We start from the raw sequence: 16,519 nt of genomic DNA, 5'->3' as shown, positions 1-16,519 counted from the left end.
GTCGGCAGTTCTCGTCGATTCTCGCGAGGGCCGCTCGGCGCCTGTAGCTCAGCTGGATAGAGCATCTGACTACGGATCAGAAGGTCTGGGGTTCGAATCCCTACAGGCGCGCAGTGTGATCTCTCAGGAGATACCGGACAGGCCGGACCCAGGATCTGGGTCCGGCCTTCCTGGCTCGGTGGGCGGGCCGCAGCCGGAGTCGATCCCGCGGGTCGGGTCCGCTCGCCGTACGACGTGACGGTGGCCGCTGGCGCGACGGCGCGCCCGATTGGCGGCGCTCAGCGCGCCTTCCGAGCGGATACGCGCCCGCGGTCGAGATCGGCGACTGGCACCGCTTCACCGGCACCTCGATCGGCGCGTCCGTGGGCGCGGCCCCTTCGAGTACTCTCGGGGCCTCCCGCTCCCAGGGGATGAGCTCGTCGAACTGACCACCTGGCCGGCAGGCCGCAGCCCCCTGGGAAGATCTCGACAGCAGATCCCGTAGCCGCCGCGCTCCCGCTGGCCGGGACGACATACGCCGTGAACGCTCGTCACGCATCACGATGGCCGAATGATCGCCCATCGTTCGGTTCGCAGGCCATGATCTACTCCTCCGCGTTGCTCGCTCAGTGTCTGGTCGAGATTGCTCGCGAGAACCCGGGGCGGAGCCATGTGCGTATCCTCTGGACCGAGCTGTGGTTCGCTTGGCAGGATCTCGTCGCCGTGACGCGGGGGAGCGTTGCGCCGGACCACGTACCTACCCATTGGTGAGGACGTCCCGATGGGTGAGGACGTCGGTCGGCCCGACGCGGCCGCCGATCCGTCGCCATCGGCGTCGCGGTGTCGCGTCCGTCCGAGGGCAGTTGCTCGCAGGGGATCCTGCGAGGCGCGGCGCGCAGGCAGCATGAGGTGCCGGCGCGGCCCACGCCGACGGTCCACGGCACGGCCCACTCCCCCTCCGGCCCCGGACACGACGGCCGGCAGAGGATGCCTGATCGATGTCGGTGACGGTCGATGCGAGTGACAGCCAAGGACGGACGTGAGTCGAATGAAGAACATCCCCGACGTCGGGACGAGCCCGCTCGGCACGTTCGAGTCTGATCGGATGAGGGAGGCAGCGAACCGGCTGATCGGGGCGGACCGGGAGGGTGCGCCGTGTGCGCCTGTCCGTGATCTTCTTGGGTGGGACGACCTCGAGGGGGCCTACGCCGTCCAGAGGATGGTCTGCGACGAGCGCGTCGCCCGCGGCGCTCGCATCGTCGGCTGGCGGATCGGGGTAGGGCCTGGAGCCGGAGGCCGGCTGTTCGCCGGAGCCCTCTTCGACGACACGGCCTACGTCGGTGGCGACACCGTGCCGAGAGATGTGCTGCGGCAGCCGCGCGTCGGGGTCGAGGTCGCCTTGGTCCTCGGCAGGGACCTCGACCACGGCGAACTCGGTCTCCTCCAGGTGCGGGCTGCGGTGGACTACGCGGTGACCGCCCTGGACATCAGTGGCAGTCGCATCGTCGACTGGGACGTCTCCCTCGTCGACCTGGTCGCCGACAACGCCGCTTCGGGGCCCTTCGTGTTGGGGCCGCTGCGGCGGCCGTTGGGCGAGGCGGGCATCGGCGAGGTGGCGGGCCGTCTGGAGATCGACGGAGCGAAGGTCGGAGGCGCCTTCTCCTTCGCGCCCGTCATCGATCCGCTCGAAGGCCTGCGCTGGCTCGCCCGGCACGTCCGGGGCCTGGGCAGCCCGCTGCGGGCGGGCCAGATCGTGTTGAGCGGCCCCCTCGGGCCGGTCGTGCCGGTCGAGCCGGGGGCGCGGATCGCGGCCTCCGTGACCGGCCTCGGCCGCGTCGTCGCGACGCTGGGTTGATTCCTGCCGGGCGATGCCCGGGCGGTTTGGGGTCCGGCAGGCAGCCTCTCGGGCAGCTCAGGCAGGACTCGGTTCCTATGCCTGCGTCCGGGGCCCCGGGGTAGCTCGGAGGTGCTCGTCGTCGGCCCACGGCGCCAGCGCGCGGCCGTTCGGGCTGGTGCGTGGGGGCGCGCCGGCACTCAGCGCGGACCAGTCCGGTCGCGGAGCCTCGTCGATGAGCGACTCGTCGTCGCGGCGGCGGATCTCGTCATGCTGTGCCGAGATCCGGCGGGCATGTTCCAGCAGGAGCGGAACGAACTTGTCCAGCGGCGCGCCGGCGCCGCCGTCGCAGATGGAGAGTCCTCCGACGATTCGGCCGTCGCGATCGAGGACTGGCGCTCCGATGCATGCGACCGGTGCGAGTTTGCTGTTGAGCGAGACGGCGAGACCACCGCGCATGCGGACGGTGGCGAGCTCCCGATGCATGCGGGCCCAGTCGACCGTCGTCACGTCGCTGTGAGAGTGCAGTCGCTGGAGCGCCTCATCGAGTGCCTCGGGATCCAACTGGGCGAGCATCGCCTTGCCGACGGCGGTCAGGTGCGCGGGTAGCGAGCCTCCGACGCGGGAAGGCACGCTCGAGGTCGAGACGCCGACCTTGTCGAGGTAGCGGACCATGGGTCCCTCGAGAACCGCTAGGTGGACCGTGACCCGCGTCTTCATGACGAGATCGTGCAGGTGCGGCGCCGCCGCCTCGCGCAGGCGGGCGTCCTCGTCGGCACGTGACGGCAGGCGGTTGGCTCGCCAGCCCAGGCGATAGCCGGAGATGTTGTGCTGGATCCAGCCCAGGCTCACCAGTTGCTCGAGGATCCGATGCGCGGTCGAGCGGGGAAGGCCGGTGAGCTCGGAGATGTCCTGCAGGCTCCTGCACCTGTAAGACCTGTCGAACGTGTCGAGGATCGCTGTCATGCGCGTGACCATCGACGGTTCGGGCTTCGCGACTGCGGTGGTTGTCATCGTCATCTCCTGAAATCTGACGCGCCTTCTCGATGGAGTCCACATCGAGTCGGGCCGGCCTGACCATGATGGCATGTGATCTGCGTTACATCTACCTCATTCATACGATCTAACGATGTGAACTCAGAAAACCGGATTCGGAAGAGCTCTCCGGCGCGCTCCCGGTGGGTGGAACGAGCGGCGCCGGAGTTCTGGACGGCGCGGCATCGTGGTCCTGCCCGGCCCGGTGCTGTCGGGTAACCGATCCGGACTGGCGACAGGAAGCAATGCATTGACAGAGCTGACGTACGAGGCGACGAGCCGAACCTTGGTGACCGCCAAGGGACCGCTCCACTACCACGTCGCGGGGGAGGGTGCGCCGCTCCTCCTCCTTCACGGATCGGGTCCCGGCGTCAGCGGGTGGGCCAACTTCCGCGGCAATCTCGCTGCCTTCTCCCGGCACTTCACGACGTACGTGCTCGACATGCCCGGCTACGGAGGCAGCTACTCGCTCACGGGAAACCCGTTCGTCGAGACACCCCCAGCCGTCCTGGACTTCCTGGACGGCCTCGGCCTGGAGTCCGTCCCGGTCGTCGGCAACTCGTTCGGTGGCGCCATGGCTGCCCGGATCGCGGCCGACCATCCAGGGCGCGTCAGCCGCCTCGTGACCATCGGCGGCGTCGGCCTCGCCCTCTTCAGCCCCTCGCCTGCCGAAGGCATCAAGCTCCTCGTCGACTTCGTCGAGAACCCGACCCGGGAGCGTCTGGTGACCTGGATGGAGTCGATGGTCTACGACCCCGCCGTTCTGACCGACGAATTCATCCAGCTGCGATGGGACGCGGCCAGCGACCCGACGGCGCTCGCTGACCTGAGAGGGCTGCACAACCGCCAGGCGCTCGCCGCGATGAGGCACCGCCGCGGCGACGCGGCCGACCACGTCGCGGCGCTGAGCCGGATCGAGGCTCCCACGCTGGTGACGTTCGGGCGCGACGACCGCGTCACCCCCATGGACAGTGCGCTGGTGGCGATGCGCTTGATCGCGAAGTGCGAGCTCCACGTCTTCTACGACTGCGGTCACTGGGCGATGATCGAGCGCAAGGACGAATTCGAGAGCGTCGTGCTCTCGTTCCTCCTGCGCGACGTGCCGTAGGCACGCGAGAACTGCTGCGACGAGGAGGCTGTTCGGAAGGTCGAATCTCGCGCGAAGGCCGCTTCGCGCTCAGGCTCGATCCGGCGTGATCCGGACCCACCGCCCGCCGTCAGCCGCCGACTCCCGGATCGCATCGAGCACGGCCATGTTCGCCCGGCCGTCGGCGAAGGTGGCCGGCGCCGGCCCGCTCGGCGGCCGTCCCCCGATGAGTCCCAGCATCGCCTCGTACATGCGGACGGCAGGGGCGATCTCGGTGCCGCTGGAGATCATCTGCTCGTAGGCGCCTGCACCCACACGCTGCGGAGGGGGCGTCACCGCCGGCAGCACGAGGTCCTCCGGGACCGGGCACTCGCGGCGACCGAGCTCGTCCGCGACCATCACCGACGCGCCCTCGATCCACAGCGACCCCTTCGTCCCGACGATGCGGGTCGCCGTGAACGGGTCGCCGCCGTCGACCGCTGAGCTCTGCAGGATGCCGTCGACCCCGCTGGCGGTGCGGAAGCGGACCGAGAAGGTGTCTTCGACCGTCCAGCCCCGGTCCGAGATCGTCGGCAGGGCGGCACTCACCCCGGTGACGTCGCCGAAGCTGACCCGCACCTGGTCGATGAGATGGGGCGCGTAGGCACCGAGCCAGCCGCCTCCCTGCCCAGGGTCGAGGAACCAGTCCGGCGGCGCAGCTGCCGGCCCGGCGAGGAGGGGCATCTGCAGGAGGAACGTCGCCAGCCGTGGTTCGCCGATGGCGCCGTCGGCCAGGGCACGAGCGATGAGCGCCTGCGAGGTGCCCCACCGGAACTCCGTTCCGAAGAGATGCACGACGCCGGCAGCCTCGGCTGCCTCGTGGAGGATCCTCGCCTCGTCGTAGTCGAGAGTGAACGGCTTCTCGCAGACCACGTGCTTGCCCGCCTCGACGGCCTGGAGCGCCAGGCCGGCATGAGTGTGCGGCGGCGTCGCGATCACCACTGCCTCGACCTCCGGAAGTGCCAGTGCGGCCGGGTAGGAGGTCATCGCCTGGCCGACGCCGACCTGCCTCGCACGATCAGCCGTCCGGTCTGGGTCCCGCCCGACCAGGGCGACGACGTCGGCCCCTGCTCGCCGAAGCGCCTCCACATGCGTGTGCGCCCCGAATCCTGTTCCCACCACGATCGCGCCAACCATCGGTCGGGCTCCTTTCCACCGCGCACGCGCTCCGCGTCTCGACGGGTCCGCGGCAGGACACGCCCGGGGCCAGCGATGAAGGGCCGGCCCGAGCGTGTCCTGCCGATGTCCTGGGTGCCGGGGTCAGCCGACCTTGCTGATGGGGACGAACTTGTCGATCGTGCCGTCCTCGAGGGCGACGAATGTGCCGTCCTTGACGACCGCAGGCGAGAACTGGTCGTTGAAGAGCCGCGGGAAGTCCGGGTTCGGAGCCGGTTTCGTGAAGTCGATGGTCGGCAGCTGGCCACCGCCGTCGTAGCTCGAGAGCGCCGACATCGCGGCGAGGACCGAAGCACGATCGATGGTCGCCACGTCCTTGGTCGCGGCCTGAAGCACGTCGAAGGTCAACCACGAGCCCTGCGCCCAGCCATCGACCAGGTCCGAGGTTCCGTTCGCCTTCATGTCGGCTCGGAACTGGGCCGCCCCGGTGGACTCGGAGTCATCGGCCGGGAGGTAGGCCTGGGACTCGACGAGCACCCCCTCGGCCGCTGCGCCCGCGGCCTTGATGGTGTCGGCGGTCATGGTGCCGGAGTTCGTGATGAAGGGGACGTCGATGCCGAGCTGCTGCTTCGCCTTGAACGCGGCAACGGCCTGGGCCGGCCCGACGGCGAGAACGATGGCGTCGGCGTCCTTGGAGGCCGCAACGACCTGGGAGGACAGGTCGGTCGCGGTCTGCGGGACCTGGACCGTCCGGAGCAGGTCCGGGCAGTCGTAGCTCTTCAGCGCAGCGTTGTCCAGGTCAGGAACACCCGCAGCCGCGGGGTTCTGGATGAGGAGGAGGGACTGCTTCTCATAGCCGAGCATGCATCCCATCACGGGCTCACCCGGGCCGAGCTGGACGCCGCTCGGGGCGATGGCGAAGGTCGTGGCTCCGTTCAGGTCGCTGGCGTACGCCGTCTGCGGAATGCTGGTGAGGCCTGCCTTGGCAAAGGTCGCGCCGGGCGTGCCCTCGGCGACACCGCCGCCTGCCACGGCCACGATGGATGTGTCGTCGGCGGCCTTGTTGGCGCAGGCGTCGACGGCGTTCGGATCGTAGTTGCTGACGCAGTACACCACCTCGACCTTGCTGCCAGCCGTGCCCAGGCCACCGGCGCAGTTGATCGCCTTCACCTTGGAGTCGATGCCGGCACGCGAGCTGGGCTGGGAGACGTTGTAGGCCTTCGCCTCCTCGAGGAGTGCCATGACCTTGACGGTCGAGCCGGTGGGGGTCTTGCAGCCTGTGGCTGCGGCGGCGCTCGCCGCAGTCGTCGAGGACGATCCGGCGGTGCCGTCGTCCGAGCTTCCACACGCCACCAGCAGCGGCGCAAGCACGGTGGTGAGTGCAATCAGCTTCGACGCATTCCGTTTGGTTTCCATGGGGTCTCCTCGGGTGGTAAGGGGTGCGCTCGACCGATAGACGGAACACTCGTCCTCGTGACCGGGGCACAGATGAACCTCAAGCGCTGGCGCACGCTAGTGGGGGTTTCGAGCGCCGGGCATCGACGTGTCCCGCTAAGCGGGAACCGTGAGGGCGGCCGTGTTTCCGGCGGTGTTAAGAACGCCGCATCACCGATTGACCGGCGCTCCGAGCGCCGGCCCGGTCAGAGCCTCGACGGCAGGGGAGCAGGAGATGGCAGAGTTTCTTCAATTTGCGGTGCTGGGCCTCGGAGCGGGGGGCGCCTATGCGATCTCCGGCCTCGGCCTCACCCAGGTGTACCGAGGATCGGGGGTCCTCAACCTGTCCCACGGGGCGATGGCATTGCTGGGCGGCGTGCTCTTCGTGTGGGCCTACGAACGGTGGAACCTGCCGTTCCCGATCGCCGCCCTGATCGGCATCGCCAGTCCCGCGGCGGTGGGAGCGCTCATCGAGCTCCTGGTGATGCGGCCCCTGCGCGAGTCAGCGCCGCTGGTCAAGATCATCGCGACCCTCGGCGTGCTTGCGATCCTGCAGCAGTTCGTGCCCCTGATCTTCGGCCAGGACTTCCAGACGCAGCCGGTCTCCTCGCCGTATCCCGACGGCTCGCTCAGGCTCGGTCACGACATCAGCCTCACGTATGACCGGCTGATCGTCGTCGGTGTGACGCTCGTGCTGGGCCTGGTGCTGCGCCTGGTGATGACGGGCAGCAAGTTCGGTCTGGCGACGACTGCCGGGGCCGAGAGTCCGCTGGTGGCCTCGACCATGGGCGTGAACACCAACATGATCGCACTGCTCAACTGGATGGTCGGTGCTGGTGCCGCGGGCCTCGCCGGAGTCCTCCTGGTGCCGATCCTCGGATCGCTCAGCCCGGACCCCATCGTGCTGCTGGTCATCCCGACCTTGGCTGCCTCGATGATCGGGCGATTCTCCTCCTACGGCCTGACGATCGCCGGGGGCCTGGTCATCGGCATCGGCCAGAGCCTGTTGGTCCGCTACCAGAGCGACATCTTCGGTGAGAAGTTCAACGGCGGCTGGCCCGATGCCCTCCCGTTCATCATCATCATCGTCATCCTCGTGGCCGGTGGGACGCCGTTCCCCAAGCGGGGCGAGGTGGCCACGCGACTGCCGTCCGTCGGGCGGGCGGTCGTGTCCCCGCTCCTCGGGGTCGTGTTCAGCGTCCTGCTGGCTGCCCTGGTCTTCCTGGCTTCGGACCGTCTGGCGACCCAGCTGGCGACGATGGCAGCCTTCGGCATCGTCGCTCTCTCCCTCGTCGTGGTCACCGGCCTCGCGGGGCAGGCCGCCTTGGCCCAGCTCTCCATCGCAGGCATCGCCGCGCTCGTCTCGGCGGCGTTGAGTCACAGTGCCGGCTGGCCGTTCCTCGCGGTTCTCATGGCGGGGGTGCTGGCGGGTTCGGCCGCGGGCGTCGTCTTCGCGCTTCCGGCATTCCGGACGCGTGGTCCGACGCTGGCCATCGCAACACTCGGCGTCGGTGTCGCACTGCAGAACGTGCTGTACAGCAACGGCAACCTGACACTGTCCAACGTCTACGGCGGTACGCCGGTCGAGACTCCGTCGCTCTTCGGCATGAGCCTCGACGCCGTCGCCCATCCACAGCGCTACGCCGCGCTCGCCATGCTGGTGATGGGGCTGGTCGCCGTCGGCGTCTCGAATCTTCGCGCCAGTCCCACGGGGCGGCGTCTCATGGCGCTGCGCACGAGTGAACGCGCTGCCGCGTCCTCGGGGATCGGTCTGAGCCTGTCGAAGACGGCCGCCTTCGTCGTCTCGGCCGCGATCGCCTCCCTCGGTGGCGTCCTGATGGCCTTCCAGCACGCTTCGGTGACCTACGACAGCTTCGACGTCCTCGATTCGCTGAACATGGTGATCTTCGCGCTGATCGGCGGTGTCGGCTACGTGCTCGGCCCGATCTTTGGCGCGCTGATCTCTCCGTCGGGGATCTTCACCTACGTGTTCTTCGGGCACGACAACGTCCAGGGCTGGTTGATCGCGCTGGGTGGCATCGGCCTGATCCTGTCCCTGATCTTCAACCCCGACGGCCAGATGAAGCCGTTCCGGAACCTCTGGACGCGTCTCGGGGGAGGGCGCAAGCCGGCCGAAGTCCGGGTTGGCGCCCCGGTGGCCGAGCGCCCAGAGGCCAAGCTCGAGGTCCGCGGCCTGTCGGTCCGATACGGCGCCGTGACGGCTGTCGATGGTCTCGACCTAACGATCGAGCCCGGGAAGATCGTCGGCCTCATCGGCCCGAACGGTGCGGGAAAGACCACGGCGATCGATGCGATCTCCGGTTTCGCCGGAACCACCGACGGCACGATCGCGCTGGGCGAGACCGACCTCAGCGCGATCTCCCCGCAGGGGCGCTCGATCGGTGGCGTCGGACGGACCTTCCAGACCGTGGAGCCGTTCAACGACCTGACGGTCGCGGAGAACCTCGCCGTTGCGCTGGAGCCGGTGCGCTGGTGGCACTGGATCACCGATCTCTTCTGGATCCGCAAGGTCGCGCTCCCGGCCTCGGTCCGCCAGGCGGCGGAGGAAGTCGGCCTGACCGACCTCGACGCCACCCCCGACGAGCTCTCGCAGGGCCAGCGCCGACTGCTGGGCGTCATTCGGGCCATCTCGGCAGGTCCGGCGGTCCTTCTCCTCGACGAGCCGGCCGCCGGGCTGAACCGGGCCGAGACCGAGCACCTGGGCACCATCCTGCGTCGCATCGCGACCCAGCGCGGCATCGGGATGCTGCTCGTCGAGCACGACCTCGCCATGGTCACCGCCATCTGCGATCACGTCGTGGCGATCGACTTCGGTCGCACGATCTTCGACGGCGCCGTCGATGACGCGATCCACGATCCGACGATTCGCTCGGCCTATCTAGGTGACTCCGACACCGAGGACGTTCCCAGCGACGACCTCGATCAGGACCTTGACGATGCCATCACTGCCACGACGAACGGGTGAATCCATGACACGCGTGTTGACGACGCCGGCCCTGGCGACCACCGGCCTCAAGGCCGGCTATGGACGGACGGAGGTTCTCCACGGGCTCGACCTACGCGTCGGTGAGGGTGAGATCGTGGCTGTCCTCGGTCCGAACGGGGCGGGGAAGTCCACGACGCTCCTCGCCCTGAGCGGGGCGATCCCGTCCACGGGAACCGTGGAGCTCTTCGGCGCGCCGGCGACCGGAAGCGTTCACGAGCGGAGCAAGAAGGGCCTGGCCTTCCTGCCCGACCACCGGGGCATCATCCGGGCGCTCTCCGTCGCACAGAACCTGCGTCTGGCGAACGTCCCGTTGGAGGCTGCCTATGAGGTGAGCCCCGAGTTGGAGGTCCTGAAGGATCGGAAGGCCGGAGACCTGTCAGGAGGCGAACAGCAGATCCTGGCGCTGACTCGTGCGGTCGTTTCGAAGCCACGCCTGATCCTGGTCGACGAGATCTCCTTCGGGCTCGCGCCGATCATCGTCACCCGGATGTTCAAGCTGCTCGCGTCCGTGGCCGAGCAGGGCGTCGGCGTACTGCTGGTCGAGCAGTTCGCCCATCTCGCTCTCGCCTACGCCGACCGCGCCTACGTCCTCCAGCGCGGGACGGTGGCGATGGAGGGCAAGGCATCGGACCTGCTGGCGGACATGGAGTCCGTCGAGCGTTCCTATCTCGGCTCTGCGGGCGCCGCCGTCGACTGAGTCCGGCGTATCCCCGGAAGCCCGCGTCCACGTTGTGCGGACCGGGGTTCCTGGCTCTGGTCCCGACACGCCCGGAGCACGCTCAAAGCGTCTCGACGCGCTGCTTGCGGGTGAGGCTCCGGGGCGGAACGAGGACGCGCGGGATCGCCCACGCGGCGGCGGTCGCGAGGAGCATTCCTGCCGCGAGGATGAGGAATCCCACGACGTAGCCACGCTCGGTCGGATACCCCTCGATGCCTGGATGCGCTGTGACCATCCCGGCCATCACGGCCGACCCGATGGCTCCACCTATGGTGCGAACGTTCGCGTTGATGCCGCTGGCGGTGCCTGTCTGCTCGGGCGGGACGGACACGATGACGACACCCGCGACACTCGGTCCCACCAGACCCGAGCCGATCCCTTGGAGTGCCATGGCCCCGGCAAGGTGCCACGGGGTGTCATGCCACATCGCTATCGAGGCGAACGCGACGGCCATCGAGAACGTGCCCGCCATCACCACGGCGCGACTGCCAAAGGTGCGCACGAGATTGGCCGTCGTGAGCCCGACGAGCACGCTGAAGATCGTCGACGGGAGCAGGATCCGCCCGGCTTCGCCGATCGTCGCGTCGAATCCGTAACCGGCCCGCGAGGGCGTTTCGAGGAACTGAGGGAGGAAGCCAAAGGCCGCGAAGACGCCGGACCCGAAGAACGCGGAGACGACGTTGCTCGTCCAGATTCCGCGTGACCGCATCATCTGCATGTCGATCAGCGGCACCTGGACGTGAAGCTCGACGACGACCCACCCCACCGCAGCTGCGCACGCGATCGCGAGAAGGCAGACGACCCGCGCCGATCCCCATCCCCAGTGGTTGCCCTGGCTGACGGCGAGCAGCAGGGCCGCCAACCACATGGAGAGGAGAACGGCGGGCGCGACGGGAATCCGTCCCGGGCTTCGGACGGGCGATTCGGGGACCACCAGCAGCGCCGCGAAGGCGGCGATGCCCGTGGTGATCATGGGAAGCCAGAAGAGCCAGCGGAATCCCAGGAGATCGACGATGGGCCCGGCCAGCACGATGCCGATGCCGAATCCTGCCGCAGAAAGCGAGGCGGCGATGCTCAGGCCGAGCTGCATCTTCGCCCGGGGGAACTCGTCGCGGATGATCCCGAACGACAGCGGAAGCACACCCCCTCCGGCGCCCTGGGCGACGCGTGCCGCGATGAGCCACGCGATGCTCCCGGCCGATGCCGCCATCAACGAACCGAGGCTGAGTGCGACCAGGGTGAGCACGAGCGCCTTCCGTTTCCCGATCGCATCGCCGAGGCGACCGATCAGGGGCGTGCAGATCGAGGCGGCGAGGAGGTACGCGGTCAGGACCCAGGTGACCGTTGCCTGGTCGGTTCGGAACGCGCTCCGGAACTCGCCGAGGACCGGGATCACCAAGGACTGAAGCAGGGTGAAGGCGAGGACCGACACCGCCAACACGCTGAAGGTCACCCAGTGCCCGGGGGCGTGGGAGACGGTGCGCTGCATGGATGGTCCGCTCTGCCGGAGGTGGAGGTGGAGGTGGTGCCGAACGGCGAATGCCGAGGGGCTCTGGAGACCGGTGTCCCCAGAGCCCCTCCGGCTCAGCTGCGATCGGGTCGACTCATCCCCAGAGGAATCGGTCCGCCACGCGGTGGTGGTTGTAGATCGTCATCTCCTGATACTCGCTCAGCCGGTGCCCGTCGAAGCTGGGGGAGTGCATGCCGACGGTCACCTCCCAGGCGTTGAGCATGTCCTGGCCGAAGACCTCGCCGAAGTCACCGTCGCGATAGTCCTCGAAGTGCTCGTGCTCGAGCTCCCACTTCCTGCCGTAGTCCGCGACCGGGATCTGGTCGAGGGCGAAGATCTCGAAGAGGCACTGGTCCGGGTTGGAGCCGTGGGGACGGGCGCGGTAGCCGAAGGCGGACCCGTTGTTCGGCAGCAGGATCGTGTTCGGGAACACGTTCCACGCCGTGCCGGCATCGGCCCACTGCTGCGGCGAGATCTCGCAGTATTCCCGGCCCGAAGCCTCGACGGTCTCGCGGTAGAGCCTCATGAAGACCTCCCCGACGTTGCTGCCCTCGGGGATCTCTGCCGTCTTCAGCGCCTCGGCGGCCTGCCAGCTGCGCTCGTTCTCCAGGCCCTTCATGTCGTCGTAGATGTACTGCACGCTCATCGCGTAGCCGACGCGCGGGTCCTCGATGCCGTCGGTGCCGCGGGCGTTGGGGTCCTTGCCGGTGTCCGGCTTGACCGTCGACTTCTCGCCGAGGGCCGAGTAGTGCGCGTGCCGCTCGTAGGTGGTGGTCGGAGCCCACGCCCGGTGCTCGAGCTCGGCGATGGAGATGGTGTTGGTGTTGGACTTGTCCATCCGGAAGAGCTGCGGGTGCGTGCCGGCGACGTGATACGCCTCCAGGAAGCCGTCCAGGGCGGTCTTCCAGTTGCACGGAAGGACGGTGCTCTTCCACCAGCGGGCGCGCATGTTCTCGAACTGGAACGGTGCGAAGTAGTCCACGATCGGGTTGAGGTACGCGTGCAGCGGAATCGCCTCGGGGTCCATGTTGATGAACACGAAGCCGCCCCAGGTGTCGACCCGCACCCTGACCAGGCCGAGATCGTCGTCGGAGCGCGGCACGAACTCCTCCCGGTCGAGCACCAGGCGGATCGAGCCGTCCAGGTTCCAGCGCCAGCCGTGGAACGGGCAGATCAGGGAGCCGACCCGCCCCTTGCCGCGGGCGAGCCGCGTGCCGCGGTGTCGGCAGGCGTTGAAGTAGGCCCGGATCGAGTCCTTGGCCTCGCGGACGATGATGATCGAGTGCTTGCCGATCTCATACTCCACGTAGGAGCCGACGCCGGTGAGCTCCTCGACACGGCAAGCCATCAGCCAGGCTTTGCCGAAGACCCGCTCGAGCTCCAGGTCTTGGAAGTCGGGGTCGAGGTAGCGACCCTTCGGGACGAAGGCCCGGTTGAGGCGGTACTTGTCGGGAACCATGTCGGGCGGCACGTCGCCCTCGAACCAGGGCGTCTGGCCCCTCTGCTTCAGCTTGGGCTCAAGCACGATCGACACGTGGAATCACTCCTTCGATGTGGATGGTGTGGGACGGTTTTCAGTCGGCGTCAGGGCCGGCGACTTCGACGTCGTCGGAGGCGCGGACGACATGGATGCAGTTGCCGGGACAACCGTCAGCTGCGTCGATGACGTCGTCGCGCAGATCGCCCGGCACCTCGGCGCGGGCGCCATGGAGAGTCAGGAGCACCTGGTCGCTTCCCTTGACGTAGGCGAGATCGTCGTCGCCGAACTCGAAGACGTCTGGCGCGTACTGCGTGCACAGACCGTCCCCGGTGCACAGCTTCTGCTCGATCCAGACGGTCAGTTCCTCGCTCATGAGCTCTGTCCTCTCGTCCCTTCCGATGCGCTGGCGCGGCGACGAATGGCCGCGGCTGGGTGGCTTGTGAGGAACTCTGCGCTCTCCTGGCGAAGGCGGTCTAACCCCGCTCCCGCTCGGCGGGACGGCGACCTGCAGGTGTGTTCCGGCGGGGATAGCGTCCGGGAAGATTCGTATTTCCGATGCCTGAGGAGTTGCTGTGCCTGGAGTCAACGGACCCGGCTGGGACGAGGTCCATGACGTCGTCGTGGTGGGAAGCGGTGGCGGCGCGCTCACCGCTGCGCTGGTCGCAACCAACGGCGGCGCCGACGTCGTTGTCGTGGAGAAGGATCAGTACGTCGGTGGGACGACTGCCGTCTCCGGCGGAGACATGTGGATCCCGATCAACCGCCATATCGCCGATCGGGACACCCGCGAGGAGGCGATCGCCTACGTCACGCGCCTCGCGGACGGCAGGGCTGCCGATCCCTCGCTGATCGAGGTGTACGTCGACACCGCGCATCAGGCGGTCGAGTACCTCGAGGAGCACACCGGCTACGTGAGCACGCCGCACGTGCTGCTGCACGACTACTACTCGGTGATCGGTGATCGGATCCCCGGCGTCAAGCCCTTCTCCCGCAGTCTCTCGCCGTCGCCGTGGCCGGCTGGTGCCGAGCTCGGTGAGCTCGCGGGCCTGATCAACCGTGGCCCGTGGGTCCCCCCGGCGGAGTTCACGTTCAACGAGCAGGCCGCGGGTGCCGACACCCCCGAAGCCCTCGAGGAGCGGCGCCGCGACGGGGTCCGGGCCAAGGGCGGAGGCCTGATCGGCCCTCTCTTCAAAGCGCTGCTCGACGCGGGCGTCGAGGTCCGGACCAAGACGCCGGCGTCCCGCCTGATCACCGATGCCGACGGTGCGGTCATCGGCGTGGCCGTCGGTGCGGAGGGCGAGGAGCGACGCATCGGAGCTCGCCGTGGCGTCGTGCTCGCCTGCGGCGGGTTCGAGTGGAACAAGGAGATGGTCCAGGCCTACATCGGCTACGACGTCCAGCCGATGACTCCGTGGATGAACACCGGGGACGGTCACCAGATGGCGATGGAGGTCGGCGCCAAGCTCGGCAACATGAACTCGTTCTTCAGCTACGGCGTCATCTACGAGCCCTTCGAGAAGGGCCGCGACGGCAACCCGTTGCCGCAGATGCTGATGGGCCTCGGCGCCGGCTCGATCATCGTGAACCAGCAGGGCGAGCGGTTCATGCACGGCGGCTACACCTACAACGACTTCTCGCACCCCTTCGGTGCCTTCGACCAGCGCACGCCCGGCTTCTTGAACAAGGCGCCGGCCTGGGTCATCTTCGGCTCCGAGCATCTCAAGAGCGGCATCATGGGTGCGAAGCCCGGAATCGCCATGGAGCTCCAGACGCCCGAGGGAGAGGATGCGCCGGACTGGCTGGTGTTCGCGGACTCGGTCAAGGAGTTGGCCACGAAGATCGGCGTGGCTCCCGAGGTACTCGAGGAGACCGTCGGGCGGTACAACGCCAACGCCGAGAACGGTGTCGACCCGGAGTGGGGCGACCCCGCGCAGACGCACACCCTCACCGGACCCGACACGACAAGCCTGCAGCCGGTGGTCGGCCCGCCGTTCGGCGCGATCCAGCAGTGGCCCGGCACGCTCGGGACCAACGGTGGATGTCGTATCGACGCCGATGCGCGCGTGCTGGGCAACCGCGTCCCGATCATCGACGGTCTGTACGCGGCAGGCAACGCCTCCGCCTCGGTCCTCGGTGGGTCCTACCCGGGTGGGGGCGGCTGTATCGGCCCGAGCGTCACCTTCGGCTACCGTGCCGGGCTTCACCTCGCGGGCACGACACCGCGCGACATCGGATAGGACGCAGCGTGAGCGCCACTGAATACTCGGTCGATCTGCTGATCGTCGGAGCCGGCCCCGTCGGCCTCTTCGGTGCCTACTACGCCGGCGTACGGAAGCTCTCGACCCTGGTGATCGACTCCCTCGAGGAGCCCGGCGGACAGATCACGGCGATGTTCCCCGAGAAGGCGATCGTCGACGTCGCGGGCTTCGTCTCCATTCGGGGGCGCGACCTGATCGAGAACCTGTTGAGCCAGGCCGCCCAGCACAAGGTCGACTACCTCCTCTCCGAGCAGGCCTCGGAGCTGGTGCGTAGGGAGGACGGCGGCTTCACGGTCACCACCGCCAAGGGAACGGTGATCCGCACCCGCGCGATCGTCATCACCGGAGGCATCGGCACGTTCACCCCGCGGCCGCTGCCGGCGGGCGGGGAGTTCCTCGGTCGCGGTCTGGTGCACTTCGTCCGGGACCCGTCGACCTGCCTGGGCGAGGATGTGGTGATCGTCGGCGGCGGTGACTCCGCAGTCGACTGGGCGCTGATGCTCGAGCCCATCGCCCGGTCGGTCACGGTGGTGCACCGCCGGGGCGACTTCCGGGCTCACCCGGCGTCGGTGGAGCAGATGAAGGCTTCCTCGGTCCAGATCTTCACGGATGCGCGGGTGACCGCGGTCCGCGGTCGCGCCGTCGTGGAGGAGGTCGACGTCACTACCGAGGAGGGCACCAAGACCCTGCCCGCGACCAAGATCGTGGCCGCGCTCGGATTCACGGCGAACCTGGGCCCGCTGCAGGAGTGGGGACTCGAGATGTCGCGTCGCTCGATCGCGGTCGACTCCTCGGGAGCGACCAACGTCGCGGGGATCTACGCCGCGGGCGATATCGTCGACTATCCGGGCAAGGTCAAGCTGATCGTGGCCGGTTTCGGGGAGGTCGCCACGGCGGTGAACAACATCGCGGCCTACCTCGATCCGACGGTGCCGGCCTTCCCCGGCCATCTCTCGGACTACGCCCCGGCCCCCGTCCAGTAGATCCACGCGACGAAGCGGAGCGGCCACACGATCGTGTGG

General features: G+C 68.4%; 13 protein-coding genes and 1 tRNA gene. 8 read left to right on the top strand and 6 right to left on the bottom strand.

Annotation, left to right across the window (positions count from 1 at the left end):
- The first annotated feature begins 37 nt into the window (after positions 1–37).
- A tRNA-Arg gene (locus QM572_RS02425) sits at positions 38–111 on the top strand.
- A gap of 973 nt (positions 112–1,084) precedes the next feature.
- The gene (locus tag QM572_RS02420; protein ID WP_415089646.1) at positions 1,085–1,834 is read left to right on the top strand and encodes a 2-keto-4-pentenoate hydratase; all 750 of its coding nucleotides are present in this window, start codon (positions 1,085–1,087) and stop codon (positions 1,832–1,834) included.
- 75 nt (positions 1,835–1,909) lie between these two features.
- On the opposite strand, the gene QM572_RS02415 is transcribed toward QM572_RS02420, so the two are convergent.
- Positions 1,910–2,827, bottom strand: a complete 918-nt coding sequence (locus QM572_RS02415) for an IclR family transcriptional regulator (protein WP_415089644.1) — start codon at positions 2,825–2,827, stop codon at positions 1,910–1,912.
- A 310-nt stretch (positions 2,828–3,137) separates the two neighbouring features.
- On the opposite strand from QM572_RS02415, the gene QM572_RS02410 reads away from it, so the two are divergent.
- Positions 3,138–3,956 (top strand): alpha/beta fold hydrolase, encoded by an 819-nt coding sequence (locus QM572_RS02410; protein ID WP_415089642.1) that lies wholly within the window; start codon positions 3,138–3,140, stop codon positions 3,954–3,956.
- A gap of 69 nt (positions 3,957–4,025) precedes the next feature.
- Here QM572_RS02410 and QM572_RS02405 read toward each other — a convergent pair whose 3' ends face one another.
- Complete coding sequence (locus tag QM572_RS02405; protein WP_415089640.1) at positions 4,026–5,111, bottom strand: Gfo/Idh/MocA family protein; 1,086 nt, start codon at positions 5,109–5,111, stop codon at positions 4,026–4,028.
- 123 nt (positions 5,112–5,234) lie between these two features.
- Positions 5,235–6,332, bottom strand: a complete 1,098-nt coding sequence (locus tag QM572_RS02400) for an ABC transporter substrate-binding protein (RefSeq protein WP_415089638.1) — start codon at positions 6,330–6,332, stop codon at positions 5,235–5,237.
- Here QM572_RS02400 and QM572_RS02395 point away from each other — a divergent pair.
- From QM572_RS02395 to QM572_RS02385, 3 genes are all read left to right on the top strand, one after another.
- Entirely contained in the window at positions 6,331–6,546 is a 216-nt protein-coding gene (locus QM572_RS02395) for a hypothetical protein (RefSeq protein WP_415089636.1), read from the top strand. The genes QM572_RS02400 and QM572_RS02395 overlap by 2 nt on opposite strands.
- A 213-nt stretch (positions 6,547–6,759) precedes the next feature.
- Entirely contained in the window at positions 6,760–9,510 is a 2,751-nt protein-coding gene (locus tag QM572_RS02390) for an ABC transporter permease subunit (protein WP_415089634.1), read from the top strand.
- Positions 9,511–9,514: 4 nt separating this feature from the next.
- A complete protein-coding gene (locus QM572_RS02385) occupies positions 9,515–10,228 on the top strand; it encodes an ABC transporter ATP-binding protein (RefSeq protein ID WP_415089632.1) in 714 nt (237 codons plus the stop codon).
- 82 nt (positions 10,229–10,310) lie between these two features.
- Here the strand turns inward: QM572_RS02385 and QM572_RS02380 are convergent, their stop codons facing one another.
- The 3 genes from QM572_RS02380 to QM572_RS02370 all read right to left on the bottom strand — a co-directional run bounded on the left by QM572_RS02380 (position 10,311) and on the right by QM572_RS02370 (position 13,612).
- Positions 10,311–11,738, bottom strand: coding sequence for an MFS transporter (locus QM572_RS02380; protein WP_415089630.1), 1,428 nt, complete (start codon positions 11,736–11,738; stop codon positions 10,311–10,313).
- A 115-nt stretch (positions 11,739–11,853) separates the two neighbouring features.
- Entirely contained in the window at positions 11,854–13,293 is a 1,440-nt protein-coding gene (locus tag QM572_RS02375; RefSeq protein WP_415089628.1) for an aromatic ring-hydroxylating oxygenase subunit alpha, read from the bottom strand.
- 40 nt (positions 13,294–13,333) lie between these two features.
- Positions 13,334–13,612, bottom strand: coding sequence for a ferredoxin (locus tag QM572_RS02370; protein ID WP_415089626.1), 279 nt, complete (start codon positions 13,610–13,612; stop codon positions 13,334–13,336).
- Between the two features lie 199 nt (positions 13,613–13,811).
- Here QM572_RS02370 and QM572_RS02365 point away from each other — a divergent pair, with 199 nt between their 5' ends.
- Both QM572_RS02365 and QM572_RS02360 read left to right on the top strand, forming a co-directional pair.
- Positions 13,812–15,476 (top strand): FAD-dependent oxidoreductase, encoded by a 1,665-nt coding sequence (locus QM572_RS02365; RefSeq protein WP_415089624.1) that lies wholly within the window; start codon positions 13,812–13,814, stop codon positions 15,474–15,476.
- A gap of 8 nt (positions 15,477–15,484) precedes the next feature.
- Entirely contained in the window at positions 15,485–16,480 is a 996-nt protein-coding gene (locus tag QM572_RS02360) for an NAD(P)/FAD-dependent oxidoreductase (RefSeq protein ID WP_415089622.1), read from the top strand.
- Positions 16,481–16,519 lie beyond the last annotated feature (39 nt).

The sequence above is a fragment of the Nocardioides sp. genome (genome assembly GCF_047607365.1).
In the GTDB taxonomy this organism is placed as follows: Bacteria; Actinomycetota; Actinomycetes; order Propionibacteriales; family Nocardioidaceae; genus Nocardioides.
This window is presented reverse-complemented; position numbering and strand designations above follow the sequence as displayed.

Bases quoted from the DNA above. Each gene is read 5' to 3' on its own strand.
- QM572_RS02420 (WP_415089646.1), top strand. From the start codon at position 1,085: ATGAGGGAGGCAGCGAACCGGCTGATCGGGGCGGACCGGGAGGGTGCG.
- QM572_RS02415 (WP_415089644.1), bottom strand. From the start codon at position 2,827: ATGACAACCACCGCAGTCGCGAAGCCCGAACCGTCGATGGTCACGCGC.
- QM572_RS02405 (WP_415089640.1), bottom strand. From the start codon at position 5,111: ATGGTTGGCGCGATCGTGGTGGGAACAGGATTCGGGGCGCACACGCAT.
- QM572_RS02395 (WP_415089636.1), top strand. From the start codon at position 6,331: ATGACCTTGACGGTCGAGCCGGTGGGGGTCTTGCAGCCTGTGGCTGCG.
- QM572_RS02400 (WP_415089638.1), bottom strand. From the start codon at position 6,332: ATGGCACTCCTCGAGGAGGCGAAGGCCTACAACGTCTCCCAGCCCAGC.
- QM572_RS02390 (WP_415089634.1), top strand. From the start codon at position 6,760: ATGGCAGAGTTTCTTCAATTTGCGGTGCTGGGCCTCGGAGCGGGGGGC.
- QM572_RS02385 (WP_415089632.1), top strand. From the start codon at position 9,515: ATGACACGCGTGTTGACGACGCCGGCCCTGGCGACCACCGGCCTCAAG.
- QM572_RS02380 (WP_415089630.1), bottom strand. From the start codon at position 11,738: ATGCAGCGCACCGTCTCCCACGCCCCCGGGCACTGGGTGACCTTCAGC.
- QM572_RS02370 (WP_415089626.1), bottom strand. From the start codon at position 13,612: ATGAGCGAGGAACTGACCGTCTGGATCGAGCAGAAGCTGTGCACCGGG.